This window comes from Campylobacter canis, from assembly GCF_045504005.1.
Classification (GTDB): Bacteria; Campylobacterota; Campylobacteria; order Campylobacterales; family Campylobacteraceae; genus Campylobacter_A; species Campylobacter_A canis.
This window is the reverse complement of sequence record NZ_JBJJXH010000015.1, coordinates 1-17,116: the sequence shown is the minus strand read 5'-3', so window position 1 is coordinate 17,116 and position 17,116 is coordinate 1. Positions and strand designations below refer to the sequence as shown.

The 17,116-nt window shown below is 30.6% G+C and carries 18 protein-coding genes and 1 tRNA gene; 2 read left to right on the top strand and 17 right to left on the bottom strand.

Going from position 1 to position 17,116, the window contains the following annotated elements:
* Both ACHJH3_RS10750 and ACHJH3_RS10745 read right to left on the bottom strand, forming a co-directional pair.
* A complete protein-coding gene (locus tag ACHJH3_RS10750) occupies nt 1-501 on the bottom strand; it encodes a DNA-deoxyinosine glycosylase (RefSeq protein WP_407064798.1) in 501 nt (166 codons plus the stop codon).
* 81 nt (nt 502-582) lie between these two features.
* Complete coding sequence (locus tag ACHJH3_RS10745) at nt 583-1,404, bottom strand: SIR2 family NAD-dependent protein deacylase (RefSeq protein ID WP_407064797.1); 822 nt, start codon at nt 1,402-1,404, stop codon at nt 583-585.
* A gap of 92 nt (nt 1,405-1,496) precedes the next feature.
* Here ACHJH3_RS10745 and ACHJH3_RS10740 point away from each other — a divergent pair, with 92 nt between their 5' ends.
* Nucleotides 1,497-1,964, top strand: coding sequence for a DUF1643 domain-containing protein (locus ACHJH3_RS10740; RefSeq protein WP_407064796.1), 468 nt, complete (start codon nt 1,497-1,499; stop codon nt 1,962-1,964).
* A gap of 22 nt (nt 1,965-1,986) precedes the next feature.
* Nucleotides 1,987-2,562, top strand: coding sequence for a hypothetical protein (locus ACHJH3_RS10735; RefSeq protein ID WP_407064795.1), 576 nt, complete (start codon nt 1,987-1,989; stop codon nt 2,560-2,562).
* A 28-nt stretch (nt 2,563-2,590) separates the two neighbouring features.
* Here the strand turns inward: ACHJH3_RS10735 and ACHJH3_RS10730 are convergent, their stop codons facing one another.
* From ACHJH3_RS10730 to ACHJH3_RS10660, 15 genes are all read right to left on the bottom strand, one after another.
* Nucleotides 2,591-3,865 (bottom strand): PDDEXK-like family protein, encoded by a 1,275-nt coding sequence (locus ACHJH3_RS10730; RefSeq protein ID WP_407064794.1) that lies wholly within the window; start codon nt 3,863-3,865, stop codon nt 2,591-2,593.
* Nucleotides 3,866-3,888: 23 nt separating this feature from the next.
* Nucleotides 3,889-5,349 (bottom strand): alpha/beta hydrolase family protein, encoded by a 1,461-nt coding sequence (locus tag ACHJH3_RS10725; protein ID WP_407064793.1) that lies wholly within the window; start codon nt 5,347-5,349, stop codon nt 3,889-3,891.
* 121 nt (nt 5,350-5,470) lie between these two features.
* The gene (locus ACHJH3_RS10720; RefSeq protein ID WP_407064792.1) at nt 5,471-6,493 is read right to left on the bottom strand and encodes a hypothetical protein; all 1,023 of its coding nucleotides are present in this window, start codon (nt 6,491-6,493) and stop codon (nt 5,471-5,473) included.
* Nucleotides 6,494-6,529: 36 nt separating this feature from the next.
* Nucleotides 6,530-8,005, bottom strand: coding sequence for a DUF2779 domain-containing protein (locus tag ACHJH3_RS10715; RefSeq protein ID WP_407064791.1), 1,476 nt, complete (start codon nt 8,003-8,005; stop codon nt 6,530-6,532).
* Between the two features lie 142 nt (nt 8,006-8,147).
* On the bottom strand, nt 8,148-8,432 hold the full coding sequence (locus ACHJH3_RS10710; RefSeq protein WP_407064790.1) for a hypothetical protein: 285 nt from the start codon (nt 8,430-8,432) through the stop codon (nt 8,148-8,150).
* Nucleotides 8,383-9,630, bottom strand: a complete 1,248-nt coding sequence (locus tag ACHJH3_RS10705; protein WP_407064789.1) for a relaxase family protein — start codon at nt 9,628-9,630, stop codon at nt 8,383-8,385. Before ACHJH3_RS10705 ends, ACHJH3_RS10710 begins: the two co-directional genes overlap by 50 nt.
* Nucleotides 9,631-9,645: 15 nt before the next feature.
* Entirely contained in the window at nt 9,646-9,954 is a 309-nt protein-coding gene (locus ACHJH3_RS10700; RefSeq protein WP_407064788.1) for a plasmid mobilization protein, read from the bottom strand.
* A complete protein-coding gene (locus ACHJH3_RS10695) occupies nt 9,954-10,205 on the bottom strand; it encodes a hypothetical protein (protein ID WP_407064787.1) in 252 nt (83 codons plus the stop codon). The genes ACHJH3_RS10700 and ACHJH3_RS10695 overlap by 1 nt, the downstream gene beginning before the upstream one ends.
* 945 nt (nt 10,206-11,150) lie before the next feature.
* Nucleotides 11,151-11,426 (bottom strand): type II toxin-antitoxin system RelE family toxin, encoded by a 276-nt coding sequence (locus ACHJH3_RS10690; RefSeq protein WP_407064786.1) that lies wholly within the window; start codon nt 11,424-11,426, stop codon nt 11,151-11,153.
* Nucleotides 11,423-11,653 carry a type II toxin-antitoxin system RelB family antitoxin gene (relB, locus tag ACHJH3_RS10685; protein ID WP_407064785.1) on the bottom strand — a complete coding sequence of 77 codons (231 nt, stop codon included), beginning with the start codon at nt 11,651-11,653 and terminating at the stop codon, nt 11,423-11,425. The genes ACHJH3_RS10690 and relB overlap by 4 nt, the downstream gene beginning before the upstream one ends.
* Nucleotides 11,654-11,803: 150 nt before the next feature.
* Nucleotides 11,804-12,076, bottom strand: a complete 273-nt coding sequence (locus tag ACHJH3_RS10680) for a hypothetical protein (protein WP_407064784.1) — start codon at nt 12,074-12,076, stop codon at nt 11,804-11,806.
* A 129-nt stretch (nt 12,077-12,205) separates the two neighbouring features.
* Nucleotides 12,206-13,270 (bottom strand): PepSY-associated TM helix domain-containing protein, encoded by a 1,065-nt coding sequence (locus ACHJH3_RS10675; protein WP_407064808.1) that lies wholly within the window; start codon nt 13,268-13,270, stop codon nt 12,206-12,208.
* Between the two features lie 78 nt (nt 13,271-13,348).
* Nucleotides 13,349-15,427, bottom strand: a complete 2,079-nt coding sequence (locus tag ACHJH3_RS10670) for a TonB-dependent siderophore receptor (protein WP_407064783.1) — start codon at nt 15,425-15,427, stop codon at nt 13,349-13,351.
* Between the two features lie 601 nt (nt 15,428-16,028).
* Nucleotides 16,029-16,103, bottom strand: a tRNA-Asn gene (locus ACHJH3_RS10665).
* Nucleotides 16,104-16,222: 119 nt separating this feature from the next.
* On the bottom strand, nt 16,223-17,116 hold an 894-nt coding region (locus tag ACHJH3_RS10660), incomplete at its 5' end, for a radical SAM protein (protein WP_407064782.1).

Genomic DNA, 17,116 nt, shown 5'->3' with positions numbered 1-17,116 from the left:
TTATCTTACTAAAATCTGTTTCCAATTTTCAATCTTTTTATCCATTGTAAATCTAGCATTTGCCGCACTAGTAGAAAGCAAGCAAACGGGCTCGCAACCGCACTTTTGAGTGATAAAATCAAGATGAAACCGTCTGCAAAGCCCATCAGCCTTCTTGCCGTTTGTAAAGACTCGCTTAATATTAGCCTTACTAAAAATTTGACTTAAATCAGTCGGGCTTACATTTGACATATGACTATCTAGTGAGCCTTTGATATCACAGCTCGTAGCTGCGTCATAAAGTGCTATTTTATGTCGTTTTAGAAAGTCTAGCTTCTCATCCTTGCTATTTGGCTGGCTCTCATCAAATACTACGGACAAGATCTGCCAAAATTTATTCGCAGGATTTGAGTAGTAAAACTCCGCTTGCCTTGATTTGGTAGACGGAAATGAGCCTAGGATTAAAATTTCACAGTCCTCATTAAAAATCGGTGGCAAGTTGTTTATCTCTAGTTTTTTCATATTTTTCCTTTGAGTTTAAGCTAAATTTTAACACAAAACCACCAAATTTAAACTACCAGGAAGTCTCAGCAAAAGCCAAGCTCATTCTAAAATAGCCCTTAAAGCTTCTAATCCACCCATCTTTATGCTTATTCCATAATATGGGTTTATCTTGGTATCTACCGGATTTATACGTATTAGATTTGCCTTGTTAAATCTCTTTGCCATTCTTTCTCCGTAAGCTCTTATAGTTGGAACGGCTAGTCCAGCTCCTATCTCGATAATAGCAATTTTAGAGTTCATGTTTTTACTTAACCAAGCCTCATATCTATGATACTGAGCTTTGGTTCTATTCCAGTTAAAAGTACCATCGTAAAACATAAGTATATTTGGACGCATTACACATCCACACTCTTTACATATAGGCATCTTAGTAGCTTCGAATTTATCTTCGTCTACCTCTATCTCATTCTCATCTATTGCCCAGATAGCTCCATCGTCTTTATATATGCACTGAGTGTGGTGTATGATTCCATGACACTCGTAAATTTTATCCTTATCAAACCCGGCTTTAGCAAAGTGTCCATCTACGTTTGAAGTGTAGATGAAGTAGTTATCATCTTTTTCTTTACAAAGCTCTCTAAGTAGATAAAATCCCTCGTGAGGGGTAGTGGCATTATATAGCTTAAGTCTATGTCCATAAAATGCCCAAGCAAGCTTTGGATTAGAAAAGAACCACTGAGGATTTGCCATATCTGTAAAGCTTAGATTCTTATCTTTTAAAGGCGGATATGCCCTCCAAAATCCTCGATCTCCACGAAAATCAGGTAGACCGCTATCTACACTCATTCCAGCTCCTGCTGTGATTATAATAGCGTTTGCTTCGTTTATTATGTTTTTGGCTAAATCTATTTTTGCTTGCATTTTTGCTCCTTTTTAGCAAATTTTAACTAAAAAAGTGGACAGGAAAGTGGCTTTATTTTACGATATAATTTTTTAAATTTATTTTAAAGGAGATGCAATGGACAATCAAATTAAACAAGACGCAATATTTTCAAAAGATGGCAAATACAGATATTTATTGGGATGAAAGCAAGCCTATGGTAACATTTATAGGTTTAAATCCATCAATAGCTGATGGCAAACAGGATGATTCAACAATAAAAAAATGTATCAAATTTGCTAACTCTTGGGGATATGGTGGTTTTTATATGTTAAATCTATTTGCGCTAGTATCAACAAACCCTAACGCTCTTTTTGAAAGCAAAGATCCGACAGGAAGCGAAAATGATAAATATATAAGCGAATATACCAACAAAACGGACAAAGTAGTATGTGCTTGGGGAAATAATGGAGCTTTTATGCAAAGAAGTGCCGCAGTAAGTAAAAAAATTAGCAATAAATACTGTATAAAACTCAACAAAACAGGCGAGCCCGCTCATCCGTTGTATCTTAAAAATGATTCCATGCCAACAAAATTTTAATTATTTTTCAAGAAGTTAAAATATGCTAGAAAATGTTGTAAATTTGGTTTCTTATGTATATGACTCAACCATTAAAAGCAAACAAGAGGATTTTAATTATGGCTTAAAAGAGCTTTATTGTAGTACTAAGTCTATTTTTGATCTTATAGAACAATTACAAACACTTGTGTTTTTTAATGAAAAATTTCTGCCGGAATTAAATCCAGATCAACAAATAAATAGATTTTTAGCCGGTCTCAAAGATGATATTGGATTGTGTGAGATTTTTGTACTTGATTTGGCTAGAAATTTATCACTAGTTGAGATTGACTACAAATTTATTTCAATAGATTCCGGAGTATGTATGATTTGCGGTGACTCATATCTTAAAAAGCGACTTTTTCAAATAGACAAAAAACGACAATGTCTTATTGCAAGAAAAATAAAATTTGTAAGAAATAGACTAAAATTCGATGAAAGAGTAATGAAATTTGAAACTTTAGAAGACATTACAATTTTTACTAATAAACTAAAGGATGATCTTGCTACATTAAAAAACTATAGATTAAAAATGAAAGATTTTCTACTAAAAAATTATGAACTTAAGGATTTGTTTTAGCGGTAAAAAGCGAGAATTCGCCTTTTACCTACTGCTGTGATGCTTGATTGTTAATTGCACGGATTTCTTCTTCATAATATTTAACAAATCCCAAAAGACTTTCTAAAATAAGCTTGTAAAATTCATCTTCGTTTTTATGAATTTCATCAGCTATATCTATGTCTTTAGAAATATATTCCCAAGCTATTCTTTCGCTATCCTTTTCGATTTTACCGCGATCTTTTTCGACTTTACTTTGAAGTTCCTTATAGGCTGTATTTTCAAGGCTTTGGTAGTTTATTTTTATGTTTTGCTTGTGTTTTATGCTGAGATAAATTCTGCTTAAATTTTCAATTTCTAGAGCGAAAACAAATCCATTATCTCCACAATTTTTATCGCGAATTGTAAAAAGCGGCTTGTTAAATTCTAATTTGTCTAGTTTATAAGAAACAATTTTATCTTCAAATTGATCTTCTAATTTTCTCTCTTTTTCGATTTTTTCTAAAAAGTTCAAAATCATAAACTGTTTAGCTTGGTCAAAATTTGCATTTATCTCTCTTGCTATACCATAGTTTTTAATGATTTTATCTAAAATTTCATCCATTTTTTTTCCTTGTTTTTGATTTGTAATACTTAAAACAACCTGCCTGTAATGTTTAATAAACACTGCTAAATCAGTCAAATTCTCAACTTCTTTCTCGCATTCATTAAGCCAGTTTAAAATATCAGACTGATACGAAATTTCTTTGTATCGCGCACTAAATTTTCCACATGTAAGCTTTCCATTTTTAAGCTCATAATTACCAAGACTATACTCGCTAGCACTACGCCCAAATGGACTTAAAAACAGCACTAAAATCTCAGGATCTTGTCTTTCTTGTTTATTGCAGTTGATATTATTTTGCCCAAACAAAAAATTAATATATCGCTCAATTTGTTCTTTTTGATCATTAGCGTATATTTTATTTTCTAAGATAATATGTTTTGCTTCATTTGTGATATAAATATCAATATTTCCATATTCTTTAAATACTTTTGCTCCCTTTGTATCTAGCCAATCTTGCTCGCCAATATTTTTTAAAAATAGTTGTAAAAACAAATCATCTTGATAATGTCCGCCTTCTAGGTTAAGCAGTGAATATAAAAACCGCGAGTGAAGCCTGACTTCATCACTTTCTTTTAACAAAGTAGTAAAAATATTGTAATCATGCAAACCACGGATTCTTCTTTTATTTTCTTGCTCGTTGTAGTTTTTTAGTACTCCATTAAATTCTTCAAAAAACTTTGTGAAATTTGGCTCCACACAATCTACTTTTGTTTCCAAACCATATCCTTTAAAAATAAAATTTAACTTAAATACTGCGTGTAATCTATGTCCAAATCAATACGACCTATTCGTGACATTTGGTTGAGTGTATCATTCGCATAGGCAATATTTGTATAGTTTTCAAGCAGGCTAAAAAGATAGCAAATATGTATATTTTTTAAATACTGTTTATAGTTAGTTCTAATAAGCACTGTATTATGTTTTTTAAACCATTTATTCATAAATTCAGGCCTTTTTATATCATTTGTCATATTCAATGGCTCTCTTGCAATTGCTATTAAATTATCAATATCTTTTTTATAACAAGGATCTCTTTCGTCAATGTAAAAGCTGAGAGTAAAATATATATCATAAGCACAGATTAACCCTCTTTGAAGTTTTTTATTAAGCTCATTTTCATAAAAAAGCGCCTTTTCAATTAAGATATTTTGTAGTTTTTTCAAGGAATTGTTAATTTTTATAACTTCCTGTGCATCTTCATAACTGCACTTATCAAGATAAGTTAATTCGTTAATATTTAGACGCTTTAAATTTAGCTCTTCACTAGTTATATTTATTTTTGTTTCTATACTAGATTTAAAATGATAAATTCTGAAAATATCGTAATAGTACAAAGAATGGTGAAGATTGGAATAAAAAAAGCAATTCTCTTGGTCTTTCATAGGATAGTCTAAGTGCTTAAATTTCTTGCAATTTAACTTATTAGTAGAATTAGAAAATTCATAGCTTATATTGTCAATAGCAGGCAGATAATCATATTTATCATCAAAAATCAATTTATTGTTTCGATCAAAATAATAAATCACAAAAGATAAATATGAGTTTTGAATATCGCAACAATTTTTTAAAGCCTCCAAATCAATTTCTATAATTTTTAAAATTTTAGCTTCAAGCTCTATTAAGTGGCTATTTAGAGACAGTAATCTTTTGCTTAAACTTTCATCATTTGCTATCTTTGTATCTGTTCTTTTGAAATGCAATATTTCATCTTTGTATTTTGTGAAGTTATCTATTTGATGCTTGTCGTCTATTGTAATGATTTTATAATCATTAAGAAATTTTTCTATATTTTTAATATTATTTGGCAAAATTTCATCGTCAATTGAGAGAAAAATTTTTAAATCAAATAGTTTAAAAAACTCATTACCAGCCCTATAACTACTAGCTATTTTTTCTTCACAACCAAATTTTAAAAGCTCATTTTTTGGATCTAAACAGGGATTAAAAAGTCTTAAAAAACAATTATCAATCTCTTCAGTTAAAGCAAGAGCATAATAAGCGCCAAGAGATGAAGCTATGATAACTTTTGTGCTTTCATCTTCTTTGTTAAAATTGCCTAAAAGAGATTTTAAATTTGTCTCAAAATCAGCCTTGCTATTATAGCAAAGCGGTACTACTTCCACACCCAAAACCTCACTTAAATGCTTTGCTTTTAAAACTCTTTCTCCGTTGTATCCGTGAATATAGTAAAATTTTTTCACAATTTCTCCTTTTTGTATAGAAATTATAGTGATATAAAATGGACATTTTTGGCTAAATATGATATAAAAATATCACAATCTTAAAAATTGCACTTTTATTGTTAATGCTAAACCTTCATAATCACTCATCATCACAAATACATAATTCACTATGATTCCAATCCAGACCATTTACAATGATTTTTTTACCACTACTCAAAACAATAAATTTATTATCAGCTAGTTTCTGTAATACTTTATAAAACCAAGACGCACGAATATTCTTACCATTAGAATCCACATAATAATCATCCCAAGCTCCGCCCATGGCATTTGATTCTTCAATATAAAACATATCGCACCCAATGTAGGTTATTTTTTGTAATTTTGATTCCAATATAACATTTCCGTTCAGGTCGCAAATTCCACAATATTCGGTCTTACCATATTTTTTAAAATCACCAAAAATAATAAAATCACTACAACGAACCGCTGGTTGATATGGCAAGATATATGAATTATATAAATCGCTAATACCCCATTTATCACCAAATTTTCCAGCATAATTTGCTTTAATTACATTATTGCTGGATGATAGTGTTACAATGCAATAAATGTCACTAAAATATTGTAAAACTTGCTTTCCTAGCTCCAAGCTATAATGACTAACTTGACTATTTTGATCTTTAACTTGTAATAAACCATAATAATTTGATAATTCAAATTCTTTAGAATTTGGATTGATTTGCACCCCATTTATAAGTAATTTTTGAACTTTTTTACCGCTTAAATCAAATAAAAAACTACCTTCGTTATTTAAAGCCAACAAAAAGTTATCCATTAGTTCAATGTTGCTAAAAATGCAAGGTAAAATTAGTTTGCCAAAACCATCATAAAAACCCATTTTTTTATCATTAATAAATTCGTTACTACAAGAACAAACAAGAAATCCGCACTCATTAGGACAAACTGAAATATAACTAGCATGTTGTAAAAATTTAAGATCTCCATCAAAGAAAAAAAGTGTACATTCTTTTTCTTTAAATCTTATTGCAAGTAAAAAATTTCCAGTTTTTATCTCTCTGACATAGCTAAATTCGGGCTTTATTATTACTTTATTGCCTTTTTTAATTCCATATCTGGCATTATTTTTAAATATTTTCATTTTTTTCCTTTAAATTTTTAGAAATTCTAATAAAAACTAGAATATGCTTTTTGTCTTTATTTGATCTTGTAATTTCTTAAATATCTCAACCATAGCAAGTGTATCAAGATGACAGTATTTAAGTAAATTTTGCCTTACTTTCTCTATCTCTTTTTTGTCTGTTTGATAGATTAGATTTGCATACTCACTACTTGCATCTCCTCCGTTTTGTATATCAAGCTCTTTATAGCTAAGCTCTTTATTATTTGGAAATAAAGCAGGCAGAACAGACTTGATAGAAAAGCTACCGTGGAAGTTTTTATCATAGTATCCAAGAGAACGAAACGGAACCAGTAGATCTATAAATCTTTCATTAAGGGCTAATAATTCATCTTTGAGTTCAAGCAAAAGCTCTGCAAGCTCTTTTATTCTGCTTTTCTCAAAGCTCATATTATAAGCCATTATCGATCCTTGCTTGGTTATTTTTTTAAGCATATCTTTGGCTAGAGCTTGCCTTGGATCGTTTACCCCATCTCCTAAAAATTCAAAGTGCTCTAATCTGCCATCTTCATGAAGTATATGAAGCGAGTATTGAAAGGTTACTTGGGCGTATGGTCTTTGGTGGTCAAATCTTGGAATAGCATCTTGAAATGTCTCAAAGTCTAAGAAGTTTATAGGATATTTTACATTAGAGATAAACTCATCTATTATGCTTTTATCTATATATGGACTGTTATCATTTGTGCTTACTTGAAGCCTTTGAGTTTCTGTTAAGCTTATATCGCTTTTTAAAATATCTTCATAGCTTACAATACCGTTATGATACATATCGTATGCCTTGGTTTGATTAATGCGGTATAGATTTAATATAGAAATTTCAGGCACATCTTTAAAGCAGTGCTGTGAGAAACTACACTCAAATGGGCTATAGCATTGTGTTCCTATCTTTATATCAGGCTCATCTAGGCTTAGCATATTGTTTAAATTTGTTAGGTTATCTCTAACTTCATCTTGTTTGGCGATAACTATATTTGTTATATCTTCTATATGAAACAGTTCGTTTAAATTTATCTTTCCAACTCTCTCATAAGAGTTATCTATATGCATGATACAGGCTTTCTTAAGAGGTAAAACAGAGCTTATGCAATACCACTGCACACTGATATCGTCTATATGATAATCTTTTACACTAGTACTTGATTTAACTTCGTAAATTTCATACTCGCTACCGTTTTTTACCAAGATGTCAGCCATAGCAAAAACACCATTTGATATAAATGTGGCTTCATAGATGATTTTTGCCCCACTATCTATAAGCTCCTTTGTCCTTTCTGCCATACTTTCAAAGTTACTCGGATCAAACTCTATTAGAATTCCGCCTTTAAAATACTCTTGTGCAAGCCTTCCTACTTCATTACCTATCTCAAATTTTGTATTATCAATATATTTGTTTTCAAGGTAGCGTCTAAATTTATAAAGCCATAAAGACTTAGGACACTGCAGACCTCTTGTGTATTGTGATTTAGATAGCATTTTAGTCCTTTTTGTTTTTTATAATTATAACAGGTTGGATGGACAAGAGAGTGTCTATTTATTTTATGGTATATTTTATCCTACCCAAACCCCATATCACTCATATCTCTTCTTTTGGATATATCTTGAGATTTCTTTGGCTTTAGCTTGAATAAGTTTCTAACTTCCCTTTTAACCCAACCAACTCTTGAGATAATGTCAAATGACAACTCTCTAAGGATATCAATCTTTCTTCTAAATCCATCAATGAATTTTGAAATTCTTGTTGTATTAGAGTTTGTTCTTTGAATACTGCTTCTAAGCCGGTCAATCTCTTGTCCAAACTCCTTAATTCCTGCAATACTTGATTGAACAACTCTAATTTCTCTTTTTCTTGCTTATCTCTTATTTTTAATTCTTTGAATAATTCCTGCTCTAGTAGTGTCATAATACATCCTTGTAGTAAAAATTTTGGTTTTGTTATCTATTGCTGGTTGCCAGTTATATTTTGTTTTATATAAGTTTTCATGTTTTGATTTGTTTGTTTGAGTTTTTTGTTTTCCGAATAGAGGCTGTAACTCCATATTGATATAAAAACTATCACTATAAATATTATCGCTGATAATATTTGATATATTTGAGTTTCTTCTTGGCTCTCTTGAAGATTGTTCTTTAAGCCAGTTGTTTCTTTTTTGTATTGCATTGTTAAGTTTTGTTTTGAGTCTGTTAAGCTCTTGATCTCTTTTTGACAGGCTTTGTTTGAATTTGATAATTCTAAATTTCTCAATTGCAACTCCTGAAAAGATGTCTCTAGGTTTGCATATTTCGTTTTCAAAGATGAAACTTCTTGGTTCTTGTTCGCCAGCATTATTTCCATCCCTTGTATCTTTAAACTCTTTTGCTCTTCTTTGTGTCTTTTCTCTGAGTTGCTCCAAGCTTGTAGTGTCTGCAAAGCTTTCATGAAACATATCTCCTTTAAATCTTTTAGCCTTTTTACTATTTGGTAGCTTGACTGATATATAGTCTTTTCCTATTCTGGTTACTTCTATATTGCTATCTTTAAGGGCTTGTAAGATGTCATCTCTGCAACTAAATTCATTATTGATTAATTTATCTACTAGAATCCTTTCAAGCTCTATATAGTCTTTTACTATATTTAAATCTTTTCTTGAACCTTGAAGTATATGAGATTTAGAAGGATCTTTTGGATCGGAAAGATTAAACCTTAAGTTTGTGTAATTTTGCCAAGAATCAACTAGCTTTCTATCTACTTTGTCATAGTAGGGATTAAAGGCTAGTCCTGTTATTAAGTCTATCTTTGGAATAGCAAAATTTAGTTCAAGTCTTTGTTTATCGGTATGTTCTACCCATAATATATTGTATCTATCCTTATCATCTCCAAATAGAAGAGTTTCAAATTCATCTATTACTCTTTGTTTAGTCTTTAAGTCAATATCTTTTTCTTCAAACGATAGACAGCCCATACATAGCTTTTGCTTTTTGGTTATGCTTGAAACTATATTTCTGGTTACGCTTTCACTACCTTTTATAACATATGCGGTTTTATCTTTTACTCTATGATTTAAAAGATAGTTGATCCCGGATATGCTTCCGCCTTGTTCATTAGAAAAGAATTTAACTAGCATGTTTTATTTTTGAATCTATTTTTTATCGATTAAGTTGTCTAATTTTTTGTTAACATCAAGTATCTGCTTTAAAACCATTCTATCTATAGTTCTACTTATATTTACATGCTTTGCGATTTGATTTAAATTGTTCCCCACCCGCGAAAGTTGGTTAACCATAGCTTTATCGAATTTATGGATAGGGGGTTTAGCTTTAAGTAAAACATCTCTTACAAAGGCTGATTTGTTTAAACCACACAAAGATGCATTAGTTTCCAATAAATTCATTTCATTATCGGTTAGTCTAAGGGAGATTTTGTTAATTCGACTATGCTTTACTTTCATTATATTACCTTTTGTCTTGATTCGGTTAGAAACTGCGCGATTGATACAAGAGTAAATACTATTCTTGAATTCTTCGCATCTCCTATTTTTATATACTCAGGTAAATTTCTACCCTCTTTAATGCGTAAATCAAGAGTAGATACACCTATGTCAAGAGCCCTAGCGGTCTCTTGACGGTTTAGGGACTGCCTGCCTACAAACTGACGCTCAAGACTCTCAAGAGTTTTTTCAAAAAAATCTATATTTCCCATATTAAAATCCTTTTACTAATATTTTCTAATATTAATTATACTGGCGATGCCGCTTTTATTTTGAAAAAATATAGTTTTTTAAAGAAAGTTGATAAAATGTATTATTTTAGAGTGATTTAGAACAACTTGCGACAAAAATCATGAAGTTTTTAAAATTGCATTGATGATGGCTTGATAAATAATATGATTTAAAATATTTTAGAGTAGCACATAAAAATCTAGAAAATAAAAACAAACAGAGGGGAAATAAAGGGGAAAAATGCAAAAATCAAGAAGACTTAAACTCTCTTAGATATAGGTAAAATCGGGGTTTTAAAGGGGTTTTTACAAGTAAATGGCTCCGGATGCTGAATCAGAACCGGCTTGCATTAAACACTGTATTTTAGCCACTTTAAGCTTACTAAAAAAATGGTAGTGACTCACTTTTGACTCACTTTTTTTCGGAATAAAGTAGAATAAAATAGGATAAGCTTAGAAATAAAATGGAACAAATAGGAAAAGTTTTTGTTAAATTTCATAAATTTTTCAATCGGTTTTTAAAAGGTAAAATTATAAAAATAGGTTAAATCCCTAAGTTTAGGGTTTTAAATGATATGAAAAAAAATGATAGGTTTTTTATGTTTAATCAAATGCCGTATTTTAGGTACTTTTATATTTTATAAATTTAACTAAAATATCTTTTAGTATCTTATATTAGTTGGCTATATATTTTTAGATTTAATTACAATGCTCAAAATTTTTCATATGTATTTTTTAATATTACTATTTTATTTTTATTAGTCCAGCAAGATACTAGTTCCGCGATTGTTGTTGTTTAATTCTATTTTCATTTTATCGCAACAATAAATAATGTTGTTGATAATTTCCTCTGCCGACAAAAATGAAAACTCATTTCTTTTTTCAATGAATTCATTAATACAAACCGCTGAAACTGTCTCAATAAAATCAACAACTATCAAACTCACCATCATAAGCATCGCTTCTATTTCTAACACCAAGTACAAGCACTATAAGCTCATGATCTTTTATCTTACATATTATTCTATATCCTCCGACTCTGTATCTCCAAAGACCAGATAGATTTCCAATAAGTGGCTTGCCTTCATCACGAGGATTATCTAAGCCTTCTATCTCTTTTAGTTTTTTAAGTATTTTAATGCCAACACTATTATCTAACTTCTTAAGCTCTTTTAACGCATTTTTACTGAAATTTACTTTCATATTTTTACGCCAAGCTCTTTAGCTACTTCATCAATAGTATAAAACTGAGGATTAGGATCACTCTCTATCTTTTTTAACTCTTCCATAGCATCTATATAATCATTCATATCTTCTAAGAATCTTTTTATGGCTTCTTGAACGTAAAAGCTTTTTGTTCGTTTGGTATCTTTTGCTAATCTCTCAAGCTTAGTTCCTATATCTTTATCTAGTCTAACTGAAATTTGCATATTTAGTCCTTTGTATTATTTGCATTACAAGTATTATAGCATATTTTATAAAAACAGTTAAGTTGATGTGTTGAGATATGAAGTATAGATTAATTATATTGCCTAATAACCATAAGCCTTAAATTCACTCTTTTATTTAGTATCACCAATTCACACCCTCACATCCACTCTCTTATAAAATCTATCCTTTTCTTGTATCTGCTTATCATTGCTATTTAGAGTATGGTTAAGATATGAGATATTGTATAGCTCATTTGAGCTTATTATGTTATTATCTGCTAGATGTATTAAAAACCTTAATTCATTGTTTTTCATTATATTACTTATCGCTGTTGCTCCAAGCTCTTTTAAGCTTACGAATTTATTATCTTGTTTAATAGCTATGGTTTCAAAGTCAAGGCTGTTTAACTCTTCCTTACTCATATTCTTAGCTTCAAGGTTAATGTTAGCTCTTTTATCTGATATAAAAGCTAAACGCGAACTTGGTTTTTATCTCTATAGATTTGCTGATTTAAGTTTAGGAAGCTTAAAGCCGGTAATTTGGTTTAAGAATTAGGGAAATTTAGTTACATTTAGTAGATTTCTTAAAAAATCGATCATGCTTAAATTGTTAAATTTAGTGTCTAGTTTTTTTCTTTTTCTAAATCCCATTTTGATACCAAGCCAAACTACAACTAAAAACCCAATGCAACAAATTACCCAAACAATTTGTGTAAAGCGATTAAAAAATCCCGTGTGAAGATTGTAAATAACATCATATAAATAATACTTACTTTCTTTCATATGAAAATTTTTATCTTCATCTCTTGTAATATTATAATGGTCAAAATTTCCTAATATAATCTTATAGCTATCTTTGTCGTAAATGCATAGCCAAGAATTATTGCTAATATTTTGAAAACTAGATAGTGCCTTGTCAAAATCAATCCCTATAAAATCTTTCTCAGGCTGGGAAAATTTTAGATCACTTTCAAATTTGTTTATAAAATCCATGACATAAGAAAAGCAATAGTAAGTAGCCGTAAGCGAAATAATCATTAAAATAGAGGCAATATAAAGCCCAAAAACTGAGTGCAAATTCCTTAATTTAGCGAGACTACGAAAATTGAAATTTAAGCTCATTGATTTTTTTAAATTTCGCTTTAAATCAGGCATATAAAGATAGATACCGGAAAAAATAAAAAATAAAATTCCAAGGTTGGCTAACGTAATAATCCACTCCCCAATTTTTTCATAGCCAAATATTTCGAAGCCAAGATTAAAATGTAAAGAGTATATAAAATTTAAAAATTTATTTGAAGCAATATTGCTACCAATAAAAGTACCATCTTTAGAGTAAAAATAAAAGCTTCTACTTTTATCATTTTCGTATCCTCTAAAGCCAACATAATAATCTCCGAAAACTATACGCTCTAGAGCAAAATTTTGGTTTTTTTTCTTTAAATCTGTCAAAATTGTATTAAGGCTCTTTTGCTCTCCTCTCATCTGTCCATAGTAAACTTTGTCGATCAAATGACTATAATCATTAAAAAAGCTTATCATAATCCCAGATATTGATAAATTTAAAAAAATCAAAGCGCAAACAAAACCCAAATAAAGGTGTAATTTTTTTATCATTTTTTTCAAAGCAAGCCTTAAAGGTATATTTTTGGGCTAGAAAATCTAGCCCAAAAACTTAAAAAGGAGTTTTATAAACTAAAATTCGTATTCAGCCCTTAGCATAAAATTGCGTGGCTCGCCATTTGTATACCGACCCCAATCATTTAAGATATGTTTTTTGTTGAGAGCGTTGTTGATATTTGCTTGAACTTTAAATTTAGGTGTAACTTGATAATTTGCATGCAAGTTTAAAATTCCGAAAGCTGGAGTATCAAATTTCTTATCATCCCAAGCTAAATATGTAGTATTTCTCCAACTATAATCACCGCCAACGTTAACTCCTTTAAGGATTTCATAGTCGAGAGCAAATTTAAAAGTTTTTGTTGGAATGTAAGTGTTTAAAGGTTGTTTTTTATGATCTTTTGCGACCGCATAAGTATAACCTCCATAAATATTTAGGTTACCAATATTTCCGCTTAGTCCAACTTCAAATCCTCTTGTTTTAGCACCATTTACTGGTTCATAAATCCAAATTGTATCGTGTTCTATAGATTTAACAAACGAAGCAACTCCATTTCGTCTTGTTTCAAAAACCGCTAAATTAGTGTTTATATTTCCATCTAAAAATTGCGATTTCAAACCTATTTCATAGTTCGTTCCGACTATAGGTTTAAGTTTTTTCTTGTTTTCGTCAATTTCAGCTTGTGGAGTAAAAATATCGGTTATACTTGCATAAATTGTATGTCCTTTGATATATTCATAAGTTAAACCAAAATATTTAGATACATTATTATTTTTATAATCTTCAGCTTCATACCAGCTGCCTTGATCTGTTTTTGTAACTCTTGAATACTTAGTGAGTCTTAAACCGAGTAAGACTGAAAGATTGTCTGTCAAATTAGTGTTATTAATAAGACTAATTGAATTTTGGGTTGTTTTCATATTTGCCTTATCGGCTAATTCGTAATCTGGTCTACCTTGATTAAACTTGCCTTCAAAAAATCTGCCACTAAAATCAAAAGAATCCCAAATTCCTGCTGCGGTAGTAGGTTTGTAAATATCAAAATTTAATTTATTTTTATTACTTTGAAGAGTAAGAGCAAATTGATTAGCAATATTTGCTATTTCGTAATCACCGCTTAGTTTAGCCGTTAAAACATCAATTTTTCTATCTGCTTTTGTAAATAAAGACGATGCTTTTGTAAAATTTCCGTTAATATATGTAGAATTATCCACATCAAATCGATACCAATCTTGCTTAAAATTTTGGTGGTTATAGCTTAAATCTAGCTCAAAATCATTATCAAAAAAATGTCTAAAATTTAAGAATTGTGTAGTAACTACACTTGATGAACTAGCCCAAGACGGTGAAAAGTTATAGCCTATAGGAAAGTCCAAAGTGTTTCCACTTGCATCTTTTCTAAAAAGTCCTGACCACATTGTAGCTTTATTTTTAGTATTTATATAATCGGCTCCAATTCTTAAAAGCGAGCTATCACCGATATCAAAATCAACAACTCCAGCAACTACTCCTTTTCTTGATTTATATCTATCTACAAAATAATCCCTGTCTTGTAGAGCAAAATTTAATCTTGCCCTAATACTCCTGTCTTTATTGAGTGCATAAGATAAATCAGTATCAACTCTTTTAAAATCCCAAGATCCATAACTTAATCCAAGTCTTGCAAAATCTTTTGTAACATGCGGCACTTTGCGGACTAAGTTTATGTTTGCCGAAGGCTCTCCGGCACCTTTCATAAGTCCTGTTGCACCACGAACGATTTCGATTCTATCAAGTAGCGAAGTATCTGTTAATCCTACTTCGGAAATTCCATTGTGCTGAGCGTTTTGAAGTGTTACGCCATCTATTGAGATACTATCAACTTCGCTGTTTCTTGAGTGAATTTCAAATCTTTCAGGGTCTCTTTTTCTAAAACTTACACCAACAACTCTATTTAATGCATCGTTTGCTTCGTAACTCGAGCTAGTTGTTTGTTTTAGATTTTTACTTGTTAAAGCATCTGTAGATTGTGGAGTTTTAAGAATTGAAAGCTCCAAACCAGTAGCAGCTTTACTTGCCTTGTATCCGTAAGAGTTACTATCCTCGGTGCTTTCACCTAAGTAATCTGATGCCACTTCTATGGCATCAAGCTTCACCTCTTCGGCTGCTTGCAACCCCCCCCCCTATAGCAAACAGGAGAGCAACGCTTAATGAAATTTTGCTTTTCATTATTTTTCCTTTTTTTAAAATAAAATTGATATTAAATATTATATTTTTTAACTCTTAGGATTTATTTAAAAATTGTTTATATTGTAATCTTTTTACTAACTTTTTTATAGAATAATAAAGTCATAAGTTTATAAATATGTTAAAAAGAAAAACCTTGAATAGCCTCTACAGCTCAATAAATATTGAACTTATAAAATTATAGATTTTGATAGTCCTATGTTTGGATTCGAACCAATAACTAAAAAGTAAACATATATTTTTGTAATAACATATAATCATAAAAAGTTTCAAAGTCATACCTTATTAAAAAGTGAGTCACTTGTTTAAGTTTTTATCTAGTGACTCACTTTTGACTCACTTTTTTTCGGAATAGAGTAGAATCAATAAGAAATTTAAAGAAAAAATAAGAAAAATTTAAGCAAAAATAGATCAAAAATCAAAGAAAAATAGTTGATTCTAAGCTCGTATTTAAGGCTTTTTAAGAACTTTTTAGAAAGAAAAAGAATAAAATGGAAAAATAAAGAAAAAAATGGAACTGAAAGGAAATGGCTCCGGATGCTGGATTCGAACCAGCGACCAATCGGTTAACAGCCGACTACTCTACCGCTGAGCTAATCCGGAACAAGTTGTTAAGAAAGCGTTATTATAGAGAAAAACATTCGTTTTGTCAATTAATTTTAGCTTAAATTATTCACTTCTGTCGATAATTTTGAGATACTATTCAAATTTACAAAACCAATTTAGCTTAGTTTATAAAAATGAGCTCCGGCTATATTTACTATTTTTATTTTTTTAGATTCTAAAAGTTCATTTAAATTTCTTTTTGAGTTTTCGGAAAAGCTGTTTTTAACGTCATTTTCACTCTGAGGACGACGAGCAAGCAGCCGTAAAAGCTGCTCCTCATCAAATTCAAGCAGGTCACCGCTATATTTAGCACTGGCTACTACGCATGGGATGTTTTTGATCTCACAAGCAAGCTCATTTAAAAATTCTCTTGAAACACCCTTAACAGGATATGACGGGGGGCGATCGATACTGCTTATATCGACTCTGCTAGGCGATATTTGATTTATAGCCAAATTTAAAGCCTCAAACTCCTTTTTAGTGTCATTCAGTCCTTTGACAACTAAAATTTCAAGCACAAGCTCGCCTTCAAATTCCTTACCAAATTCGCTCATTTTTTCAATCAAATCCGAAACATAAAGATCTTTTTTGCCTCGATCTACTTTAAGAAATGTCTTTTGAATAGCACTGTCAAGGCTAAATTTAACTATGTCAAGCCCCAAAAGAGCATTGTAAATTTTAGGATTAAGCACACCCGTGCCGTTTGAAAGTATAAGAAGTTTTGACTCGCCTTTTATCAAATTCAGCTCGGCAATCAGCTCGGCTAAATTCGGATATAAAGTAGGCTCTCCGTTTGCGGTAATCGTTATAACGTCAATATTTTTATCTTTTTTAAGGGCTTGCCTGACCTCATTTACCACATCATTAACGCTTGGCGGATCTGATATCTCGTCCACTATCTTAGCTTGAGTTAACTCGCAATAAACACAATCAAAATTACAACACTTCCCTTTAGGAGACAGATCAATCCCAAGGGAAGTGCCAAAACGTCTAGAGCTTACAGGCCCAAA

Bases quoted from the DNA above. Each gene is read 5' to 3' on its own strand.
- ACHJH3_RS10750 (WP_407064798.1), bottom strand. From the start codon at position 501: ATGAAAAAACTAGAGATAAACAACTTGCCACCGATTTTTAATGAGGAC.
- ACHJH3_RS10745 (WP_407064797.1), bottom strand. From the start codon at position 1,404: ATGCAAGCAAAAATAGATTTAGCCAAAAACATAATAAACGAAGCAAAC.
- ACHJH3_RS10740 (WP_407064796.1), top strand. From the start codon at position 1,497: ATGCAATGGACAATCAAATTAAACAAGACGCAATATTTTCAAAAGATG.
- ACHJH3_RS10735 (WP_407064795.1), top strand. From the start codon at position 1,987: ATGCTAGAAAATGTTGTAAATTTGGTTTCTTATGTATATGACTCAACC.
- ACHJH3_RS10720 (WP_407064792.1), bottom strand. From the start codon at position 6,493: ATGAAAATATTTAAAAATAATGCCAGATATGGAATTAAAAAAGGCAAT.
- ACHJH3_RS10715 (WP_407064791.1), bottom strand. From the start codon at position 8,005: ATGCTATCTAAATCACAATACACAAGAGGTCTGCAGTGTCCTAAGTCT.
- ACHJH3_RS10710 (WP_407064790.1), bottom strand. From the start codon at position 8,432: ATGACACTACTAGAGCAGGAATTATTCAAAGAATTAAAAATAAGAGAT.
- ACHJH3_RS10705 (WP_407064789.1), bottom strand. From the start codon at position 9,630: ATGCTAGTTAAATTCTTTTCTAATGAACAAGGCGGAAGCATATCCGGG.
- ACHJH3_RS10700 (WP_407064788.1), bottom strand. From the start codon at position 9,954: ATGAAAGTAAAGCATAGTCGAATTAACAAAATCTCCCTTAGACTAACC.
- ACHJH3_RS10695 (WP_407064787.1), bottom strand. From the start codon at position 10,205: ATGGGAAATATAGATTTTTTTGAAAAAACTCTTGAGAGTCTTGAGCGT.
- ACHJH3_RS10690 (WP_407064786.1), bottom strand. From the start codon at position 11,426: ATGAAAGTAAATTTCAGTAAAAATGCGTTAAAAGAGCTTAAGAAGTTA.
- relB (WP_407064785.1), bottom strand. From the start codon at position 11,653: ATGCAAATTTCAGTTAGACTAGATAAAGATATAGGAACTAAGCTTGAG.
- ACHJH3_RS10680 (WP_407064784.1), bottom strand. From the start codon at position 12,076: ATGAGTAAGGAAGAGTTAAACAGCCTTGACTTTGAAACCATAGCTATT.
- ACHJH3_RS10675 (WP_407064808.1), bottom strand. From the start codon at position 13,270: ATGATAAAAAAATTACACCTTTATTTGGGTTTTGTTTGCGCTTTGATT.